This window comes from Marinobacter sp. G5_S1_61_S3 (assembly GCF_054968585.1).
The window spans coordinates 97,096-114,378 of the sequence record NZ_JBQKUK010000002.1; the positions used below are offsets into that span (position 1 = coordinate 97,096).

The 17,283-nt window shown below is 55.4% G+C and carries 14 protein-coding genes; 6 read left to right on the top strand and 8 right to left on the bottom strand.

Annotated features, from left to right (window positions below; all coding sequences use genetic code 11):
• Positions 1 to 17 precede the first annotated feature (17 nt).
• Entirely contained in the window at positions 18 to 782 is a 765-nt protein-coding gene (locus ACTRWH_RS01970; protein ID WP_075194176.1) for a metalloregulator ArsR/SmtB family transcription factor, read from the bottom strand.
• A gap of 91 nt (positions 783 to 873) precedes the next feature.
• Here ACTRWH_RS01970 and arsH point away from each other — a divergent pair, with 91 nt between their 5' ends.
• Complete coding sequence (gene arsH / locus ACTRWH_RS01975; RefSeq protein ID WP_085678641.1) at positions 874 to 1,590, top strand: arsenical resistance protein ArsH; 717 nt, start codon at positions 874 to 876, stop codon at positions 1,588 to 1,590.
• A 10-nt stretch (positions 1,591 to 1,600) separates the two neighbouring features.
• Positions 1,601 to 2,668 (top strand): ACR3 family arsenite efflux transporter, encoded by a 1,068-nt coding sequence (arsB, locus tag ACTRWH_RS01980; RefSeq protein WP_085678638.1) that lies wholly within the window; start codon positions 1,601 to 1,603, stop codon positions 2,666 to 2,668.
• Positions 2,669 to 2,727: 59 nt separating this feature from the next.
• Here arsB and ACTRWH_RS01985 read toward each other — a convergent pair whose 3' ends face one another.
• The 4 genes from ACTRWH_RS01985 to ttdA all read right to left on the bottom strand — a co-directional run bounded on the left by ACTRWH_RS01985 (position 2,728) and on the right by ttdA (position 7,611).
• Positions 2,728 to 4,959, bottom strand: a complete 2,232-nt coding sequence (locus tag ACTRWH_RS01985) for a TRAP transporter permease (protein WP_085678635.1) — start codon at positions 4,957 to 4,959, stop codon at positions 2,728 to 2,730.
• An 86-nt stretch (positions 4,960 to 5,045) separates the two neighbouring features.
• Entirely contained in the window at positions 5,046 to 6,023 is a 978-nt protein-coding gene (locus tag ACTRWH_RS01990) for a TAXI family TRAP transporter solute-binding subunit (protein WP_085678632.1), read from the bottom strand.
• 83 nt (positions 6,024 to 6,106) lie between these two features.
• Positions 6,107 to 6,715: a L(+)-tartrate dehydratase subunit beta gene (gene ttdB / locus ACTRWH_RS01995; RefSeq protein ID WP_085678629.1), complete on the bottom strand. Its 609-nt coding sequence runs from the start codon at positions 6,713 to 6,715 to the stop codon at positions 6,107 to 6,109.
• Positions 6,712 to 7,611 (bottom strand): L(+)-tartrate dehydratase subunit alpha, encoded by a 900-nt coding sequence (gene ttdA / locus ACTRWH_RS02000; RefSeq protein WP_085678626.1) that lies wholly within the window; start codon positions 7,609 to 7,611, stop codon positions 6,712 to 6,714. Before ttdA ends, ttdB begins: the two co-directional genes overlap by 4 nt.
• Positions 7,612 to 7,744: 133 nt before the next feature.
• Here ttdA and ACTRWH_RS02005 point away from each other — a divergent pair, with 133 nt between their 5' ends.
• Entirely contained in the window at positions 7,745 to 8,656 is a 912-nt protein-coding gene (locus ACTRWH_RS02005) for a LysR family transcriptional regulator (protein WP_085678623.1), read from the top strand.
• A 280-nt stretch (positions 8,657 to 8,936) separates the two neighbouring features.
• On the opposite strand, the gene uvrD is transcribed toward ACTRWH_RS02005, so the two are convergent.
• On the bottom strand, positions 8,937 to 11,102 hold the full coding sequence (uvrD, locus tag ACTRWH_RS02010; protein WP_085678620.1) for a DNA helicase II: 2,166 nt from the start codon (positions 11,100 to 11,102) through the stop codon (positions 8,937 to 8,939).
• A gap of 313 nt (positions 11,103 to 11,415) precedes the next feature.
• On the opposite strand from uvrD, the gene ACTRWH_RS02015 reads away from it, so the two are divergent.
• On the top strand, positions 11,416 to 12,612 hold the full coding sequence (locus ACTRWH_RS02015; protein WP_227517846.1) for a hypothetical protein: 1,197 nt from the start codon (positions 11,416 to 11,418) through the stop codon (positions 12,610 to 12,612).
• 14 nt (positions 12,613 to 12,626) lie between these two features.
• Positions 12,627 to 13,058: a phosphate ABC transporter substrate-binding protein gene (locus tag ACTRWH_RS02020; protein ID WP_081899327.1), complete on the top strand. Its 432-nt coding sequence runs from the start codon at positions 12,627 to 12,629 to the stop codon at positions 13,056 to 13,058.
• On the opposite strand, the gene ACTRWH_RS02025 is transcribed toward ACTRWH_RS02020, so the two are convergent.
• Entirely contained in the window at positions 13,055 to 14,509 is a 1,455-nt protein-coding gene (locus ACTRWH_RS02025) for an NAD-dependent succinate-semialdehyde dehydrogenase (RefSeq protein WP_036211077.1), read from the bottom strand. The genes ACTRWH_RS02020 and ACTRWH_RS02025 overlap by 4 nt on opposite strands.
• A gap of 171 nt (positions 14,510 to 14,680) precedes the next feature.
• Between ACTRWH_RS02025 and ACTRWH_RS02030 the strand changes: the two genes are divergently transcribed.
• Positions 14,681 to 15,694 (top strand): histone deacetylase family protein, encoded by a 1,014-nt coding sequence (locus ACTRWH_RS02030; protein WP_036211081.1) that lies wholly within the window; start codon positions 14,681 to 14,683, stop codon positions 15,692 to 15,694.
• A 5-nt stretch (positions 15,695 to 15,699) separates the two neighbouring features.
• Here the strand turns inward: ACTRWH_RS02030 and thiI are convergent, their stop codons facing one another.
• Positions 15,700 to 17,154 carry a tRNA uracil 4-sulfurtransferase ThiI gene (thiI, locus tag ACTRWH_RS02035; protein ID WP_075195640.1) on the bottom strand — a complete coding sequence of 485 codons (1,455 nt, stop codon included), beginning with the start codon at positions 17,152 to 17,154 and terminating at the stop codon, positions 15,700 to 15,702.
• Positions 17,155 to 17,283 lie beyond the last annotated feature (129 nt).

Genomic DNA, 17,283 nt, shown 5'->3' on the forward strand with positions numbered 1-17,283 from the left:
CCAGAAAGCGTTATCCATTAAATACACCGCACAACCGGCCTGTCTGGCATGACAGAAAGGCGCTCAAGTTCCTCAGTGATCAGGGCGGGATTGCTATCGGCAGTTTCATCCAGAACCCGCGACAGCCACTGGGGCATCCGGGGATTCAGGGAATAGTACATCCATTGCCCCTGACGCTCTGCATCCAGTAGGCCCGCCTCCCGCAGGGTGGCCAGGTGCCGGCTAGCCTTGGGCTGGGAAATATCGAGGGCGGCGGTGAGTTCACACACACACAGTTTCGTTTCCTGCCGAACCAGCATCAGCGCAGCCAGGCGAAGCTCGTCACCCAACGCTTTGAATACCTTCACCGGGTCAAAGTTCACCGGCTTCATTCCGGTTTCTTTTCTGTGTACCAAAGTAAACAGGCCAATGCGCTCGCGGATTTCCTTGAGGGTCAGTGCGAAGGTGGCATGGCGCCCGCTTGGCACCGGGTCCGGGAAGTCCCAGGCGATTTGCTGGGCGGGCTGACAGACGTTGCCACACTCGTTGGCAGCTTTTTCACAAAGGGTAATCACATAATCCCAATGCTCACTTTCAACGCCTGCCAGCGATTTACTCTGCAAACCATCGACGGAAAAGCCCGACTCTGAGAGCACCTGCAGCGCCATCGGATGGGGTTTGTCAGGCTCGGTTCCGGCACTCGCCACTTCAAACTGGTCACCGGCCAGTTCCCTTAGCAAGGCTTCCGCCATCAATGACCGGGCACTATTGGCGGTACAGACGAACAAAACGCGGCGCTTCATATGCAAATTCCCATATATTCGTTTTCATGCATATCTATTTTACTGCATAATATCCGGAAGATTTTAACGAGTAAAGGACCCTTTCATTACAATGAGCACCCGTGACCTCCCCAATATCGACCCTGACCAGTTCCGCAAACCAACTGAGGAACAGGTTTTTGCAACTCCGCCTTCTTCACATCGTCCAAGAATACTGTTGCTGTACGGCTCACTGCGGGAGCGGTCATTCAGCCGGTTAGCTGTTGAGGAAGCTGCCCGGCTGCTGGAGGCCATGGGTTCGGAAACCCGCGTATTCGACCCCCGCGGTCTACCCCTTGCCGATGCTGAAGACGCCTCCCACCCAAAAGTTCAGGAATTGCGGGAACTGGCCCAGTGGTCGGAAGGCATGGTGTGGTGCTCGCCGGAACGCCACGGCGCTATGACTGGCATTATGAAAACCCAAATCGACTGGATTCCCCTATCCATCGGCGGCGTACGCCCTACCCAGGGCAAGACCCTGGCGGTGATGCAGGTGTGTGGTGGTTCCCAGTCGTTCAATGCGGTGAATCAGTTGCGGGTGTTAGGGCGCTGGATGCGGATGGTGACAATTCCCAACCAGTCGTCGATACCCAAGGCGTTCATGGAATTTGACGACAATAACCGTATGAAGCCCTCGCCCTATTACAACCGCATCGTGGATGTCATGGAGGAGCTGGTGAAATTCACCCTGCTGATACGGGACCGCAGCGACTTTCTGACGGACCGCTATTCCGAGCGGGTGGAAAGCGCCGCTGAAGTCTCAAAACGCGTCAATCAACGGTCCATGTAAGAGAGAAGTCATGAGTAGCAACGCAGAAACCACAACCGAAGATTCCGGCGGAGGCATGGATCTGTTCGGGAAGTACCTGTCGGTCTGGGTGGCGCTGGCGATCATCGCTGGCGTGACCCTTGGGCAACTGGCACCTACGGTTCCCGAAACCCTGTCCCGATTCGAATACGCTCAGGTGTCGATCCCTATTGCCATTCTGATCTGGGCCATGATCTTCCCGATGATGGCCCAGATCGATTTCAGCGCAGTGGTGGGCGTGCGCAAGGAGCCAAAAGGCCTGGCCATCACCACCATTGTGAACTGGCTGATCAAGCCCTTCACCATGTTCGCCATTGCCTGGTTTTTCCTGATGGTGGTGTTTGAGCCACTGATTGCGCCAGACCTGGCCAGCGAATATCTCGCCGGCGCCATCCTGCTGGGGGCGGCGCCCTGCACCGCCATGGTGTTTGTATGGAGTTATCTCACCAAAGGCGATGCCGCCTATACCCTGGTGCAGGTGTCCCTGAACGACATCATCATGCTCTTCGCCTTCGCGCCCGTTGTGGTGTTCCTGCTGGGCATTTCCGACATTCAGGTACCCTGGAACACGGTTATCCTCTCCGTGGTGCTGTACATTGTCATTCCCCTGACCGCCGGCTACCTTACTCGCCGCGCCCTGATCGCAAAGCGCGGGCAAGGCTGGTACGACGAGGTGTTCATGAAACGCCTGGGGCCGGTCACCCCGGCAGCGCTGATCGTTACCCTGGTACTGCTGTTTGCGTTCCAGGGCAAAGTTATCCTGAACAACCCGCTGCATATCGTGCTGATTGCCGTGCCGCTGATTGTGCAGACTTTCCTGATTTTCTTCCTGGCTTACGGCTGGGCACGGCTCTGGAACGTCCGTCACTGCATCGCTGCGCCCGGGGCCATGATTGGTGCCAGTAATTTCTTTGAGCTGGCAGTCGCGGCGGCCATTGCGCTGTTCGGCCTGCAATCGGGGGCGGCGCTGGCGACGGTGGTTGGCGTTCTGGTTGAGGTTCCGTTGATGCTGGTTCTCGTTCGGATTGCCAATCAAACCCGGGGGCGGTTTCCGGCCTAGTTTGGGCCGGTCAATAAGTCCACTTTAAAACACATAGCGAACATTAGGAGCGCTGCCAATCAGGCTCGAGCAACAACAGACCCTGGTTTTACGACTTTCTGGAGAATGAATACTGCTCCCGCAACTCCGAGGCCCACCAAGTCCGTAATCAATCCACCTGAAATCATTAAGAAGGCTGCGACTGCCAAAGTCAGGCGAACAATGAAGCGTGCGCGATTTCCTACAAACCACCCCTGAACAGCACATGCGAGCAGGAAAATACCGAATACAGCGGTGAATCCTGAACGGAGTACGTGCAACCATTCACCTTCCATCAGTAGTGTAGAGTTGTAGAAAAACATGAACGGTACAACAAAGGCCGCGATACCAATTTTGAATGATGCCAGCGACGTTTGCAGAGGGTTGGCCCCCGAAATCCCGGCAGCCGCGAAAGATGCCAGAGCGACCGGCGGTGTTATCGCTGACACGACCGCGAAATAGAAGACGAAAAAATGTGCTGTCAGCAAAGGAATGCCCAGATCGACTAACCCCGGCGCTACAACTGATGCAGCTACGGCGTAGGCTGCTGTAGTTGGCATCCCCATGCCCAAAAGGATCGCGATGCACATGGCAAAAAACATTGCCAACAATTGTGACGTATCAGCCAAGCCCAGGAGCAAGTTGGAGAAACGAGCACCGACACCTGTAAGCGAAATCACACCAACTATAATGCCAGCACATGCACAGACTGCAATTATCTGAATAGACATGTGCCCCGCGATTTCAAACGCACCATAAACTCTTCTCAGGTTCATCTTGTAAGGCGTAAACCAACTAACGACAGCCGCCGACATTGTCGCCAGGGTGCCTGCACGGATAACCGAATATCCCATAAAAAGCGCTACAATCAGAATTAGGATGGGAACAAACAAGTACACTTGGCGCACCATATTGGAAACGCGGGGTAACTCATCTTTGCGCATTCCTTTCATGCCTAACTTGGCCGCTTCAAAATCGACCATGAAGAAGATCGACACGAAGTACAGAATGGCTGGAATGACAGCTGCAATTGCAATATCCGAATACGGAATACCCGTCACTTCAGCCATAATGAATGCGCCAGCACCCATAATGGGCGGCATAATTTGACCGCCTGTCGATGCAGCCGCTTCGATTGCCCCTGCCGTGTTTTTTTCGTAACCAACCTTTTTCATCAGCGGGATTGTTAACGAGCCAGTTGCAACAACATTGCCTGCCGACGTCCCATTGATCATGCCCATCAGACCTGATGCGAAAATTGCCACCTTCGCAGGCCCTCCTCGAGATTTACCGGCTACCGCAAATGCGAAATTCACAAAATACTCACCAACTTTGGATGCCTGCAGAAATGCTGCAAAAATTATGAATAGAATAATGTAGGTAGAGGAGACCGCAGTGGTTGGGCCCAGGACGCCAGCATCGGTGTATACCTGGCTGAAAAAGCGCTCCCAGGTGATTGCGGGTGAGTTAAGAAAACTGGGCAGATATTCACCCACAAATACGTAACCCAGGAACACGGTGGCAATTACAACCAGGGCCATACCTGCCACCCGCCGGGTGAGTTCCATGATCAAAGCTGTACCGGCAACAGCCGCCATCGAGATACCGACCGGAGCGAAGGCGGTGCCGGTTGAGTTTCTCATCTGAGTGCCATAAATCGTGATTAAATAGACAGCAACGGCCAGCGTAGAGACGACGAGAACAAAATCGTGTGGAGCGAACCTCCCACGGCTTTGTTTATCAAACCACGAGAGGACGATAGAGCCTCCTGTGGCTACCCATAATGGTGCACCATACAGCCATATCTCATTGAATCGAATGGCTTTGTCTATCCCGCTCCAGTTGGCCCCAGAAGCTATCTCCCATGCGAAATAGAAAGCCATACCGAGCGAAAACAGCCCGCTAATAAGCAATGGATAGGCCAAGACATGAGTTGCTCTCGACCTGGCCCTCTGCCCTTCGACAAAACCCGTCGCAGAAAACATCAGGAAGCCGAGTATCAATGCACCTGCCACGTGTGCAATACGGAAGTTCCAGGTTTCAACCGGAAAGTCGGGGAGAAACGAAATGTCGACCAAGCCGCCCGTCAGCGCCTTAATGCCCACGCCATTCAAGGCAAGCATATGAAATGCTGCATACCCCACTGCAATGAGCGTTACTATTTGATATGAGCGCCCTTTAAAGAGTCGCAGGTTCGACTCCACTGGTTCATCATCCACCCCTTGGGCAATAAGGTGGTCTGGCGTATTAGCCGGGTTCTTGTCGTTATGCATGACTAGACCTTCGCTTGATATAGCGCAATATTGTTGTTTAACCGGCGCGGCACCCGACAAAGTCGGGATGCCACGCAAAAACGTGATCAGTTATGAATCAGATCCGGAGCAATATTGCCTCCGTTTTCGTTAAACCAGCGCGCAGCCCCAGGGTGCCAGGGCAGAAAGGTATTCTTGTCCCAATGCTTTGGAAGTGTAGTGCTAGCTCCTTTGTGAGCTTGAACCATCCTCTCATTGTCACCCATCACTGCTTTTACAGCTTCGTATACAAACGACTCTGGGAGGTCGCAATTTGCTATTGCGAAATTCCACATAGCGACGGAACGGGCAGGATTTTCAAGACTTTTGTACACGCTAGCCGGGATTTTATAGTCACTCACAGGCATAGCTTCGAGGATTGTCGTTTGTTCCTCTTCGGTAAACTCAATAATGTTGATATCTGTTTGTACTTCGAGCTGACTGACAGCTGGAACAGGTACGCCGGCTGCAAATGCAACCACGTCAAGTAGCCCGTCCTGAAGCTGCCCTCCAAGATCTGACCACCCTCCGTTTCGACGCTCAAACTTGAGGCCTAGCGCTTCCAACATACGTGGGAAATAGGTATCAGAGGTCGATCCTGCCGGACCAAAACCGATGACGGCTCCATCTGGAATGTCTGCGACGGACGTAATCCCGGATGACGTCAGTGCGGTGATAGAGAACGGCGTTTGATACATAGGAAACATTGCACAGGAATTATCCAGTTTTATTCCTGGTGCTATGGCATTATTACCCTCAAGTGATTCCTTTGCAGGGCCCATGGTTGTCATGCCGAACTGGTTGTCGCCTGTGTGAACCAACGCCATGTTTTGCATCGGCCCACCAGTTACTTCAGCACCACCCGTTACGCCTGTTTCTTCAGAAACAATGTTTGCCCAAGCGGTACCGTACCCGAAATAGGTGCCACCTTGTGACCCCGTGCCCACGGTAAAACTTTCAGGCCAAGCTGATTTGTCTTCTGCAAAAGGTGAAGTCGAGACGGCCGCGAACACCAAAAAAGTACCAAAGGTTTTAATTTTTTTCATGATAATCTCCAATGCTGTTTTTGTTTTTTAAGATAACTGGTTAAGGAAAGTAAAAATTTAAATATTTAAACAACCGACAACGTTTATTTAATAAACTTAACCTGCTCGCTGATTCTTGCTAACACAGAGGATTTTCGTTCGTTGTAGGTTTTTTTATTTGTTTCGAACAGATTGTTTCCATGGGTGTCAATTGAAATAATCAGAGGTCCAAAGCCTTTTACTCGATTTATCCAGAGTGTCTCTGGCATACCTAAGTCCTTCCATTCAGCGCCTTCTATCGCTTCAACCTTCGTTGCGGCGACAACTGCACAGCCGCCTGGAAAGACCGCATGAACAGCCTTGCTTTCTGAGCATCCAGCTGCTGTTTCCGGACCCATTCCCCCCTTACCGATAATTAGCCTCACTCCTGTCTTTTTGATGAACTCGCGCTCAAATTTCTCCATTCGCATACTGGTAGTGGGTCCAATGGAGACCATTTCGTAACCACCATCATCTTTTTCTCGAACGATTGGTCCCGCATGGAAAATTGCACCACCGGAAAGATCAACAGGGAGTTCCCGCCCGTACTCAATCAAACGCCTGTGGGCCACATCCCGACAGGTGACAAGCGTTCCATCGAGGTAAACAATGTCGCCCACCTTCAGCTCTTCCAGGTCTTCAATGGAAATAGGGGTTTTCAATACCTTTTTCATAGCTTTACGTCCTGATGAGAGATAATTTCGTAGGAGAGGTCCGCGTTGATCTTGATTTGGCCGCGGCGGTGAGCCCAGCAACCCGTTGAAACAGCGACGCCAATCGTTGAGGGGTGACGAGCCGACCACTCAATGTTTACTCCCATCACGGTGTTGTCGCCGGTGAGGCCTTGCGGACCTATGCCCAAATCATTAATACCCTCTGCAAGAAGCTCCTCAAGGAGAGCTGCATGCTCGTTCGTATTGCGAGCTGTAACGGGTTTGAGAATCGCTTTCTTGGACAATCGGGCAGCCGTCTCAGCGGATGTGGATACACCAACCCCTACCAGCAGAGGTGGGCAAGCGTTCAAGCCTCGGGAGGTCATTACATCAAGAACGAATTCGGCCACACCTTCGTAGCCTTGACCTGGCATCAACACCGTAGAGGCTCCGGGTAACGTGCATCCGCCGCCCGCCATGTAAACATCAATAACTACATGGTCTTTTCCCGGAAGGATCTCCCAATCAAGCCACGGAATTTTGGACCCCGTGTTTGTCCCCGTGTTTTTCTCAACAAACGCCTCGACCGCGTTGTGCCGAAGGGGGCCAATTTCGGTCGCACCAATGGTCGCACCTTCCAGAATGGACTCGAGTTCGCCAAGCAAGGGGAATGAGGAACCAGCCTGAATGAAATACTGAATCACCCCTGTATCCTGGCAGCTTGGCCGATCAAGCTTGTCTGCGGCATCCTGGTTTTCGGCCATCACGTCGAAGATCTCAATGGCCATGGGGTTGGTTTCTTTGGCGCGCAACTCAGCTTGTTTGTCTTTCACATCGGTTGGCAGACGTTTTCCTATGTAGGCCGTGAATTTCGCAAGAATGTCAGTTAAAGACTGAACGTCAGCTTCTTTCTCCACGCTTCTATCCCCTTTTTACAGTGTCCCGGCCTTCCATAGAGGAGTAACCGGATTAGTTGTAGGGAGATCATAGAATGTGGAAACTGGGTAAACATTCACCAAAAGTGAAAACACTAATTCTTAAAGGTTAATAATGGCTGCCGAAGATTCGATGCGATTTTTTGTAAGCCTTGCACAAAGGCGCTCCATATCCGGGGCTGCTCAGGAGCTGGACCTATCGCCTCCAGCGGCGACAAAACGCTTGGCTCAAATAGAGGATCAGATGGGAGTGAAGCTGGTTAATCGGACAACCAGGCACATTTCATTGACACCAGAAGGTGAGATCTATCTTGAGTATGCCCAGAACATTCTTTCCAAGATGGAGGAAATGCAGGATGTCATTCGGAACCAGTCAGGGACTCCGGCTGGCCAGTTGAACATTCATGCACCGCTTGGCTTTGGCAGGAAATACATAGCTCCACTTGTATCTGAGTTTGTTACCACGTATCCGGACCTGGCGGTTCGGCTAACTTTAAGCGACAAGCACGTATCCCCACCTGACGATGCAACTGATATAGCAATTCGCTTTGGTGACGTTCCAGATTCTCGGTTAATTGCTCGGAAGATCGCCCCGAACAGGCGCTTTATCAGTGCTAGTCCGAGATATCTCGATAAAGTTGGGCGCCCAGTCGTGCCTAAGGATCTGAGTAGCCACCAAGCGATTGCGCTGCGTCAAAATGACGAAACGGCCAGCCTTTGGCGTTTAACGAAGGATGATCAAACTCAAGCGATTCGAGTGCCCGTAAAGCTAAGCACAAATGACGGACATGTCGCTCTTCAATGGGCAATTGAGGGCCATGGTTTGTTGATGCGAGCCCAGTGGGATCTCGCTAAGCATTTGAGAAGCGGTGAGCTGGAATTAGTCCTTCCAGAATACGAAACACCCCCTGCCCACATTTACGCTGTGTATTTACAGAAAGCGCGGCTCGCAACACGAATTTCATTGTTTCTTGACTACCTCGAGGAGTCATTTCTCACTAAAACATCGACAAGCGACTATTGGTGAGGGTGGACTTCCTCCACTAACCCTGAGACCACGGAGCCTCATACTGAGCCATTTTTGTTGGCCTTGATCGACCGTTCTGAATGTGCGCTTTGCGCGCCATAGCTATTCTATGGTTTGCATCACCAGCGCGGGTACGGGACAGCCTTTAAACAATTTTTTGGAGCCACGGATGCCGGAAGATAAGCGACTTAAGATGGATCGAACGCCTCTTTGGAACGGCAGCCCATGCCTGAGCCAACTTCCGAACTATCAGCTTTGGCAAAAACGCTGACTCCCGATCTCAGCAGGCCTCCAACGGCGCATAAGCCAACACCAGCCACTTGGCCCCCTCATCAAAGTTCACCTGCACCCGGGTATGATGACCGGAACCCTCGGAGTTCATCACGATACCCTCACCAAACTTGGGATGGCGTACCCGCTGGCCCAGGCTGAAACCCGTGCCAACGTCCGGTTCCTGACTGAACAGACTCTCGTTCGGGCGGGCCATCATAACTGGTCGGCTTACCGTGTTGCGCAGCCGCACTTCCTGGATGCAGTCGCCCGGGATTTCGCGAACGAATCGGGAGAGGGCATGAAATTTTTCCTGGCCGTACAACCGGCGGGACTCCGCGTAAGTAAGCACCAGCTTTTGCATGGCGCGGGTAATACCCACGTAAGCAAGTCGGCGCTCCTCTTCCATCCGCCCCGGCTCTTCCAATGACATGCTGTGGGGGAACAGGCCTTCCTCCACCCCGGCCAGGAATACCAGCGGAAATTCCAGGCCCTTGGCAGAGTGCAGGGTCATCAGCTGAACGCAGTCTTCGTTGGCCTCTGCCTGGGCCTCTCCGGCATCCAGAGCCGCCTGGGCGATGAATTCCGACAATGGATCGACACCCTCTTCCACCTCATAATCCGACAGGGCATTCACCAGTTCTTCCAGGTTCTCCACCCGCGCCTGCCCTTTCTCACCCTTTTCGCTGGCGTGGTAATCCTTGAGGCCACTCAGTTCCAGGGTTGTCTTCATCAGCCCGTGCAGGGAGGCATCGTCCACCATCTCCGTCAGGCGTTCGATGATGCCCATGAAGGATTGCAGACCGGTTTTGGCGCGGCCCTTGACCTGCCCAGCCTCCAGCAAACGCTCGGCAGACTCCCACAGTGAGATACTGCGCTCGGTGGCAAACGCCCGCATGTCCGCCAGGCTCTTGGCGCCGATTCCGCGGGCGGGAATGTTCACCACGCGTTCAAACGCTGCATCGTCCCGGCGATAGTGCACCAGACGCAGATAGGCGATGGCGTTGCGGATTTCCTGGCGGTCGTAGAATCGCAGGCCGCCGTAGACCCGGTAGGGAATGCCCTGGCGGATCAGGGATTCTTCCAGCACCCGGGACTGGGCGTTGGAGCGGTAGAGAATGGCCGACTCGCTGCGCAGGTTCCCCTCGTTGACCCAGCTACCAATGGTGTCGGCGATGTAGTTGGCTTCGTCCTGCTCGTTGAAGGCCGCATACAAACTGATGGGCTCGCCATCCGGGCCGTCGGTCCAGAGTTCCTTGCCCAACCGGCCCTGGTTGTTGGCAATCACCGCGTTGGCGGCTTTCAGGATCAGTTGAGTGGAGCGGTAATTCTGTTCCAATCGCACCATCCGGGCGTTGGGAAAGTCCCGCTGGTACTGCTGGATGTTTTCGATCTTCGCGCCCCGCCAGCCGTAGATGGACTGGTCGTCGTCCCCCACCACCGTTAGCGGCACCCGGTTCCCGGCCAGGATCTGCAGCCAGGCGTACTGGATGGTATTGGTGTCCTGAAATTCGTCCACCAGGATCTGCTGGAAACGGCTCTGATAATGGCTCAGTAGTTCCGGACGGTACAGCCAGAGTTCGTGGGAGCGTAGCAACAGCTCGCCAAAATCCACCAAGCCGCTTAGGTTGCAGAGCTTTTCGTACTGGCGGTAGACCGTCAGCATTGTGGCCGTGAAATGATCGCCCGGATTTTCCTGGATGTGTTCCGCCCGCAGCCCTTCGTCCTTCTGGCCGTTGATAAACCACTGGGCCTGCTTCGGCGGCCAGCGGCTTTCATCAATCTGCAGCTCACGCATCACGCGCTTGATCAGCCGCAGCTGGTCGTCGCTGTCCAGCACCTGGAAGTTCTCTGGCAGGCCGGCGTCCTGGTAATGGGCCCTGAGCAACCGGTGGGCAATGCCGTGAAAGGTGCCAAACCAGAGGCCCCGAGCCGGAATATTCATCATCTGCTCAATGCGGTAGCGCATTTCCTTCGCCGCTTTGTTGGTGAAGGTCACCGCCAGGATGCCCGTTGGCGGTACTTTGTCCACCTGCATGAGCCAGGCAATCCGGTGCACCAGCACCCGGGTTTTGCCACTGCCCGCACCTGCCAGCACCAGCAAATGATCATTCTGGGCCGTCACCGCCTCACGTTGGGCGTCGTTCAGGGCGTCGATAATGTGGGAGACATCCATAGAGATCCGGTCGCTACTGGTTAAATGAACAGGTGCAGAATTATAACAGGAGAAAGGAGGGTTTGCCGGATGCGGGTGAGTTGGGATTATCCGCACACATGTAAGGTACCGATACAGAAAATGTGAACACTTTTTATGAAACTGGCGTCAACTTGGGTATACTCGCCACCGCGGGTTGCCCGGAAGAACTTCCTGTTCCTCTGCTGGCCACCGTTTTCCCGCACCAGACAAATTGCAGGGGCAAGACATAAGTCCCCTGAAGCCAGGAAGGCGCCCGCATCTAGCGACCAGACATCAAAGGAGATGATGTACGATGTACTCCGTATACCGAAGCACTGCCCGTTTTACCCCCCGTTTTGCCTTTTCCGCCCTTGCACTGACCGCCACCCTGTCGTTTCCCACTATGGCCGATGACAGCCAGCGAATTGACCAGCTGGAACAACGGCTGGATTCCATGCAGAAGCAGATGACCGAATCGAGCCTGGAAAAGGTTCGCCTTAACGGTTTTTTCAGCACCGGCTATACCCGCGCCAATAATGACGCCGGCTACGACGAGGCAACGGAACAATCCGACCTTGAAACCCTCAGCCTGTTCGGCCTGCAGAGCACCTTTTCACTGAGCCGCAACACCGACGCGGTATTGCAACTGGTGTCCCGTGGTAGCGAAGACTGGGACACGGAACTGGAATGGGGCTACCTGCGACACCAATTCAGCAATGGTTCCGAACTGCGGGCCGGTAAAATGCGCCTGCCGCTGTTTATGGAATCCGAGACCCTGGAGATTGGCTATGGTCAGCCCTGGGCGCGACCACCCGAAGCAGTCTACGACCCGGTGCCGGTTCGCAGCTATCTGGGCGCCGATGCGGCCTATACCATCAACCTCTCTGGCTCATCCATTCAGACACGCGCCTTTGCAGGACACCTTGACGATGATGCCGCCTCCCTTGGCCAGACCGTCAATGTGGAACTACGCAACATAACCGGCCTGACCGCCAACTGGACCAATTACCTCTGGACCTTCCGTGGCGTGTACGCCCATGCAGAAGCCACCATCGGCGGAACACCACCGCTTGGTGACGAAGAAAAAACCGAGTTCATGGGATTGGGCCTGTCCTACGACGATGGCAGCTGGCTGCTGATGTCGGAACTGACACGGGTTGAGGTGGACGGATTTTACCAGGACACCGACTCCGCCTACATCACGCTTGGCTACCGGGTAACGGAAGTTACGCCCTATGTAACGGCTTCCTGGGTCGAAAGCCAGGACAACTACGAGCGCGACGGCACGCCACTGGAGGTGCTGGACGTACGTCGCCAGGCCTACAGTCTGGGCTTCCGCTGGGACATGACCACCTCGGTTGCCATGAAGGTGGACTGGACCCACGCCCGGGGCTTTGGCAAAACCACTGGGGGCCTGATTGGCAACCAACTGGATGCCCTGGCCGGCAATCCCGGCGGTCGATTCGACAGCACCGACGTATACACCGTCCGGCTTGATGCCGCATTTTGATCAGGAGGGACACCATGGCGATTCGACGCGTATCCGTGCCTGCATTGCTCATTGCGTTGTGCCTGTTGAGCAGTGTCTCGCGGGCGGAATTGGTGATCATCGGCCACCACGGTGGCCCGGATTCCATCACCGTGCAACAGGTGAAGGACATCTACCTGAACCGCAGCTCACGAATGCCTGACGGCCAGCGCGTGGTCGCGTTCCAGCTTCCAGCGGGCAACAGCATGCGGGATGAGTTCAATGACCTGATCACCGAGCGCAATGACGCCTGGCTGAAGTCGTTCTGGTCGCGGCAGGTTCTGACCGGAAAGGGCCATCCGCCGAGGGAGGTATCCTCGGCGAACAGCATGAAGAGTGTGGTGTCATCCACCCTGGGCAGTATCGGTTACCTCGATTCCACCCTGGTGGATGATTCCGTTAAGGTCCTGTTGACGCCGGAACCTTAAAACCCGCGCGGAACGGTCTGGGCCTCGACGAATTCGAACAGGCCTTCCAGGCCGCCTTCGCGACCAGTGCCGGACGCCTTCATGCCCCCGAACGGCGCTTCCGGCGTGGGACCGGTACCGGTGTTCCAGCCGCAATGACCAAAACGCAGCCCGGCGGCCACCCGCTGGGCGCGCTCCGCGTCGGCCGTGAACACGTATGACGCCAGGCCAAATTCGGTGTCGTTACCGGCATCGATAACCTCGTCCTCAGTGCGGAAAGTGGCCATGGGCACCAGCGGCCCGAAGGTTTCCTCGCGGGAGCAGCACATGTCCCGGGTCACCCCGGAAATGACCGTCGGCGGGAAGAACAGGTGGCCATCCCCAAGGTCTGCCGGCATTTTGCCTGCCACCAGTTCACCACCCCGCTCAAGGGCGTCTTCCACGTGGCGCTTCACCTTATCAAACCCGGCTTTGTTAATCAGCGGGCCGAGGTCAACGTCTTCCGTCAAACCATTACCCACGGTCATGCGATTGACCCGGTCGGCAAGTTTCTGACCGAATTCATCCACCACTTTCTCGTGAACGAAAATCCGGTTGGCGCAGACACAGGTCTGGCCGCCGCCCCGGAACTTGTTGGCGATCAGGTTATCAGCAGCGGCATCCAGGTCCGCATCGTCAAAGACAATAAACGGTGCATTACCACCCAACTCCAGGGCCAGCTTCTTCACCTGATCTGCCGTATCCAGTATCAGCTTGCGGCCCACTTCGGTAGAGCCGGTGAAGCTGAGCATGGGCACGTCGGGGCTTTCGCAAAGCACCTTGCCGATCACACTGGCCTTGCCCATAACCAGGTTGACCATGCCGTCTGGCAGGTCGACGTGTTTGTCCATCAGCGCGAACAGCGCAATCATCGTCAGCGGCGTCTCACTGGCCGGCTTGATCACCGACGGGCACCCGGCCGCCAGGGCGGCAGACAACTTCTTGGCGATCATGCCAATGGGAAAGTTCCAGGGCGTGATCAGGCCGGTAACACCAACCGGGCGGTAGTGCACTGTCCAGGTACAGTCTTTCGGCTTTTCGGGAATGGTATGGGCGTCCAGCGCCTGAATGTGTTTGGAGCAGTAATCGAAGAACCCGGCGGCGTAATCGACCTCACCCTGAGCTTCCTTCAACGGCTTGCCGTGCTCCATGCACAGAATGCGGCCCACTTCCTCTTTATTGGCCCTGAGTGCATCACGAATATCTTCCAGCCACTTGCGACGGGTTTCGATGGAATAGGGACTGGTTAAACGAAGCGCAGACTTGCCCGCTTCAACGGCCTTGTACACTTCACTTTCGGACATCGATGCCACACTGGCAACCACCTCACCCGTGGCCGGGTTATAGACATCGAAGGTGTTACCGTCCGGCGATTCAGACCAGCGACCGCCGATGTAGCCAGTCAGCTTGGGAAGCAGTGGTGACTCGATCATCTCGGCTCCTTTTCACAATGTTCTCGGATTGTATAAATTGGGGTTTGCGTCAGTGTGATATGTCTCTCATAGTGGATGCAGAAACCGCCACTGTAAAGTCAGACCATGGTGTTTTGACCAGCGCCGGCGGGGGCCTATACTCGAACCATGTCATTATCAGGAGGCAGGAACATGAAGGCGTTTTTTCATCCCGCGCAGGACCAACATCTTCCCAAGACCTACTTCACCCGCGGCCAGATGCGTCAGCCCCAGGAAGTTCCTGATCGCACCGCTCAAATGCTGGAAGGCCTGAAGGCCATGGGCATTCCGGTGTTGCAGCCGGCAGACCAGGGTGCCGGTGCAATTTCAAAGGTCCACGATCTGGGCTATCTGCGCTTTTTGGAGTCTGCCCACCGGCGCTGGGCAAAGATGGAAGACTGGGGTGACGAAGTGATTTCCAACATCTTCGTCCGATCACCAAACGCCCTCAAAGGCATCCTGGCGGAAGCTGCACGCTACCAGGCCGATGGCAGCTGCCCCATCGGAGCCAACACCTGGGATGCCGCCTACTGGTCGGCCCAGACAGCGCTCGGCGCCGCTGACGCCCTGGTTGCCGGCGAGCGCCATGCCTATGCGGTGTGTCGCCCACCGGGCCACCACGCCCGAAAGGACGCCGCCGGCGGCTTCTGCTACCTCAACAATGCCGCGATTGCCGCAGAACATTTGAAACCCCGTTATCCCAGGATCGCCATACTGGACACCGACATGCACCACGGCCAGGGCATCCAGGAAATCTTCTATGACCGCAGCGATGTTCTCTATGTCTCGATTCATGGCGACCCCACCAATTTCTACCCGGTGGTCAGTGGCTATGAGGACGAGCGCGGTGAAGGCGAGGGACTTGGCTACAACATCAACCTACCGATGCCCCACGGCTCCTCGGAGGAAGATTTCTTCGCCAAACTGGATGAGGCACTGGCCGCCATTCGACTGTTCCAGCCAGACGTGCTGATACTTACCCTGGGATTCGACATCTACCACAACGACCCCCAGGCCAAGGTATCAGTGTCTTCGGAAGGCTTCTGTCGCCTCGGTTCCGACATCCGTCGCACCGGTCTTCCCACACTGGTTGTGCAGGAAGGCGGCTATGACCTGGAAGCCCTGAGTGCCAACGTGCAGCAGTTCTTCAAGGGGCTGGAAGGGTAACCACCTCAGTTCGCCGGGGCATACACCTTGATATTGGTGTGGCCCTCGGCTTTCAGGTGGCAGGCATGCATGCGGCTCATGGTGCCGCGGTCACAGTACAGCAGGTACTGCTTGTCGTCCGGCATCGATTGGATTCGCTCATTCAGTTCGTAGAACGGTATCTCCACCACCTGATTGCTGGTGAGCTGCAGGGGTGACTGCTCCCCTTCTGACGGGTGGCGCACGTCAATAATCACATCGTTCACAGCCGGTGTATGTACAAGCTCAACCTCTTCTGGCGTCCGGGTGGTTTCCAGAAGGCGGTTGACCGGCGTGTCCTGACGGCTGGCGATGGCCTGCTCCAAAACCCGGGTGTCCATAGCGGCTTCATCTTCCTCCACCCGATGCAGCTTGGCGCGGGTGGCCGGCTTACGGGAAATCACACCGCAGTACTCCGGCATGGTACGAGCAAATGGCTCAGTACCGATGTCCCGGGCGATGTTGATAATGGTTTCCTTGTCCATGGAAATCAGCGGCCGCAGTACCACCTCGTTACTGGCCCGGTCCACCACGTTGAGGTTTGACAGGGTCTGGCTGGACACCTGCGCCACGGCATCACCGGTCACCAGCCCCGCGGCGTTATTGGCGGCTGCAATGTCTGAGGCAGCTTTCAGCATCTGGCGCTTGAGCACCACCCCCCAATGTCGCTGGTTGACTGAACGCATGATTTCAGCGACCACGCCTTCAAAGGGTACGGAAATGAACTTGGCACCATGGGAAGCGCCGTAACGATCCCACAGGTAATGCACCACCTGGCGCACGCCAATTTCATGGGCGGGACCGCCCAGGCTGAAAAACAGGAAGTGGGAGCGAAGCCCCCGACGCATCATCAGGTAGGCCGCCACCGAGGAGTCATAACCACCGGACACCAATGTCATCACCGTTTCCACCGCGCCCAATGGGTAGCCGCCGGCACCACGATGTTTGCGATGCGCAATGTGATAGTGATCCTCATGGACCTCAATACGCACTTCAATATCCGGGTTGCGAAGGTTTACGCCCTCGGGCTCGGAAGCCTCAAACAGGGCGGAGCCGACAAAGCGCTCCAAATCAATCGAGCGAAACCCGTGATTACCGTGGCGGCGAACCCGAACCGCAAAGGTTTTTCCGCGGATACGGTCTGCGTAGGCTGCTACTGCCTGCTCCGCCACGTCGTCCATACTTATCCAGGGAAATACACCTATCTCCTGGATGGTCGAAATGCCCGGAATACGGCCCAACTCATCAATCACCGGGCCCGCAAGGCCGCGCCCATCCGGGATGGCCACATCAACCCTGTCCCAGGAACCCTCAACGTGGATATCGTCGTCCAGGCGTGCCAGCAGTTTGCGAATATTCTGCCGCAGGTGCCGCATCTGTTGCCGGCGAACGGGTTTGCTCTTGATGGCCACTTCGGCGGCGGGGCGTATAAGGAGTTTCATAAATCGGACGTCTGTCGGGTAGCGTAATTACAGTAAAGCGCTTAGTGTAACGGTTTCGCCGTTTGCCTCAAAATCAGGCATTCCCGATACTCGCTATACTCATATAAAAAGGCATCGCCCTGACGCCAG

What these genes read in the sequence shown, in the direction of transcription:
- ACTRWH_RS01970 (WP_075194176.1), bottom strand. Translation starts at nt 782, where the DNA reads ATGAAGCGCCGCGTTTTGTTCGTCTGTACCGCCAATAGTGCCCGGTCA.
- arsH (WP_085678641.1), top strand. Translation starts at nt 874, where the DNA reads ATGAGCACCCGTGACCTCCCCAATATCGACCCTGACCAGTTCCGCAAA.
- arsB (WP_085678638.1), top strand. Translation starts at nt 1,601, where the DNA reads ATGAGTAGCAACGCAGAAACCACAACCGAAGATTCCGGCGGAGGCATG.
- ACTRWH_RS01985 (WP_085678635.1), bottom strand. Translation starts at nt 4,959, where the DNA reads ATGCATAACGACAAGAACCCGGCTAATACGCCAGACCACCTTATTGCC.
- ACTRWH_RS01990 (WP_085678632.1), bottom strand. Translation starts at nt 6,023, where the DNA reads ATGAAAAAAATTAAAACCTTTGGTACTTTTTTGGTGTTCGCGGCCGTC.
- ttdB (WP_085678629.1), bottom strand. Translation starts at nt 6,715, where the DNA reads ATGAAAAAGGTATTGAAAACCCCTATTTCCATTGAAGACCTGGAAGAG.
- ACTRWH_RS02005 (WP_085678623.1), top strand. Translation starts at nt 7,745, where the DNA reads ATGGCTGCCGAAGATTCGATGCGATTTTTTGTAAGCCTTGCACAAAGG.
- uvrD (WP_085678620.1), bottom strand. Translation starts at nt 11,102, where the DNA reads ATGGATGTCTCCCACATTATCGACGCCCTGAACGACGCCCAACGTGAG.
- ACTRWH_RS02015 (WP_227517846.1), top strand. Translation starts at nt 11,416, where the DNA reads ATGTACTCCGTATACCGAAGCACTGCCCGTTTTACCCCCCGTTTTGCC.
- ACTRWH_RS02020 (WP_081899327.1), top strand. Translation starts at nt 12,627, where the DNA reads ATGGCGATTCGACGCGTATCCGTGCCTGCATTGCTCATTGCGTTGTGC.
- ACTRWH_RS02025 (WP_036211077.1), bottom strand. Translation starts at nt 14,509, where the DNA reads ATGATCGAGTCACCACTGCTTCCCAAGCTGACTGGCTACATCGGCGGT.
- ACTRWH_RS02030 (WP_036211081.1), top strand. Translation starts at nt 14,681, where the DNA reads ATGAAGGCGTTTTTTCATCCCGCGCAGGACCAACATCTTCCCAAGACC.
- thiI (WP_075195640.1), bottom strand. Translation starts at nt 17,154, where the DNA reads ATGAAACTCCTTATACGCCCCGCCGCCGAAGTGGCCATCAAGAGCAAA.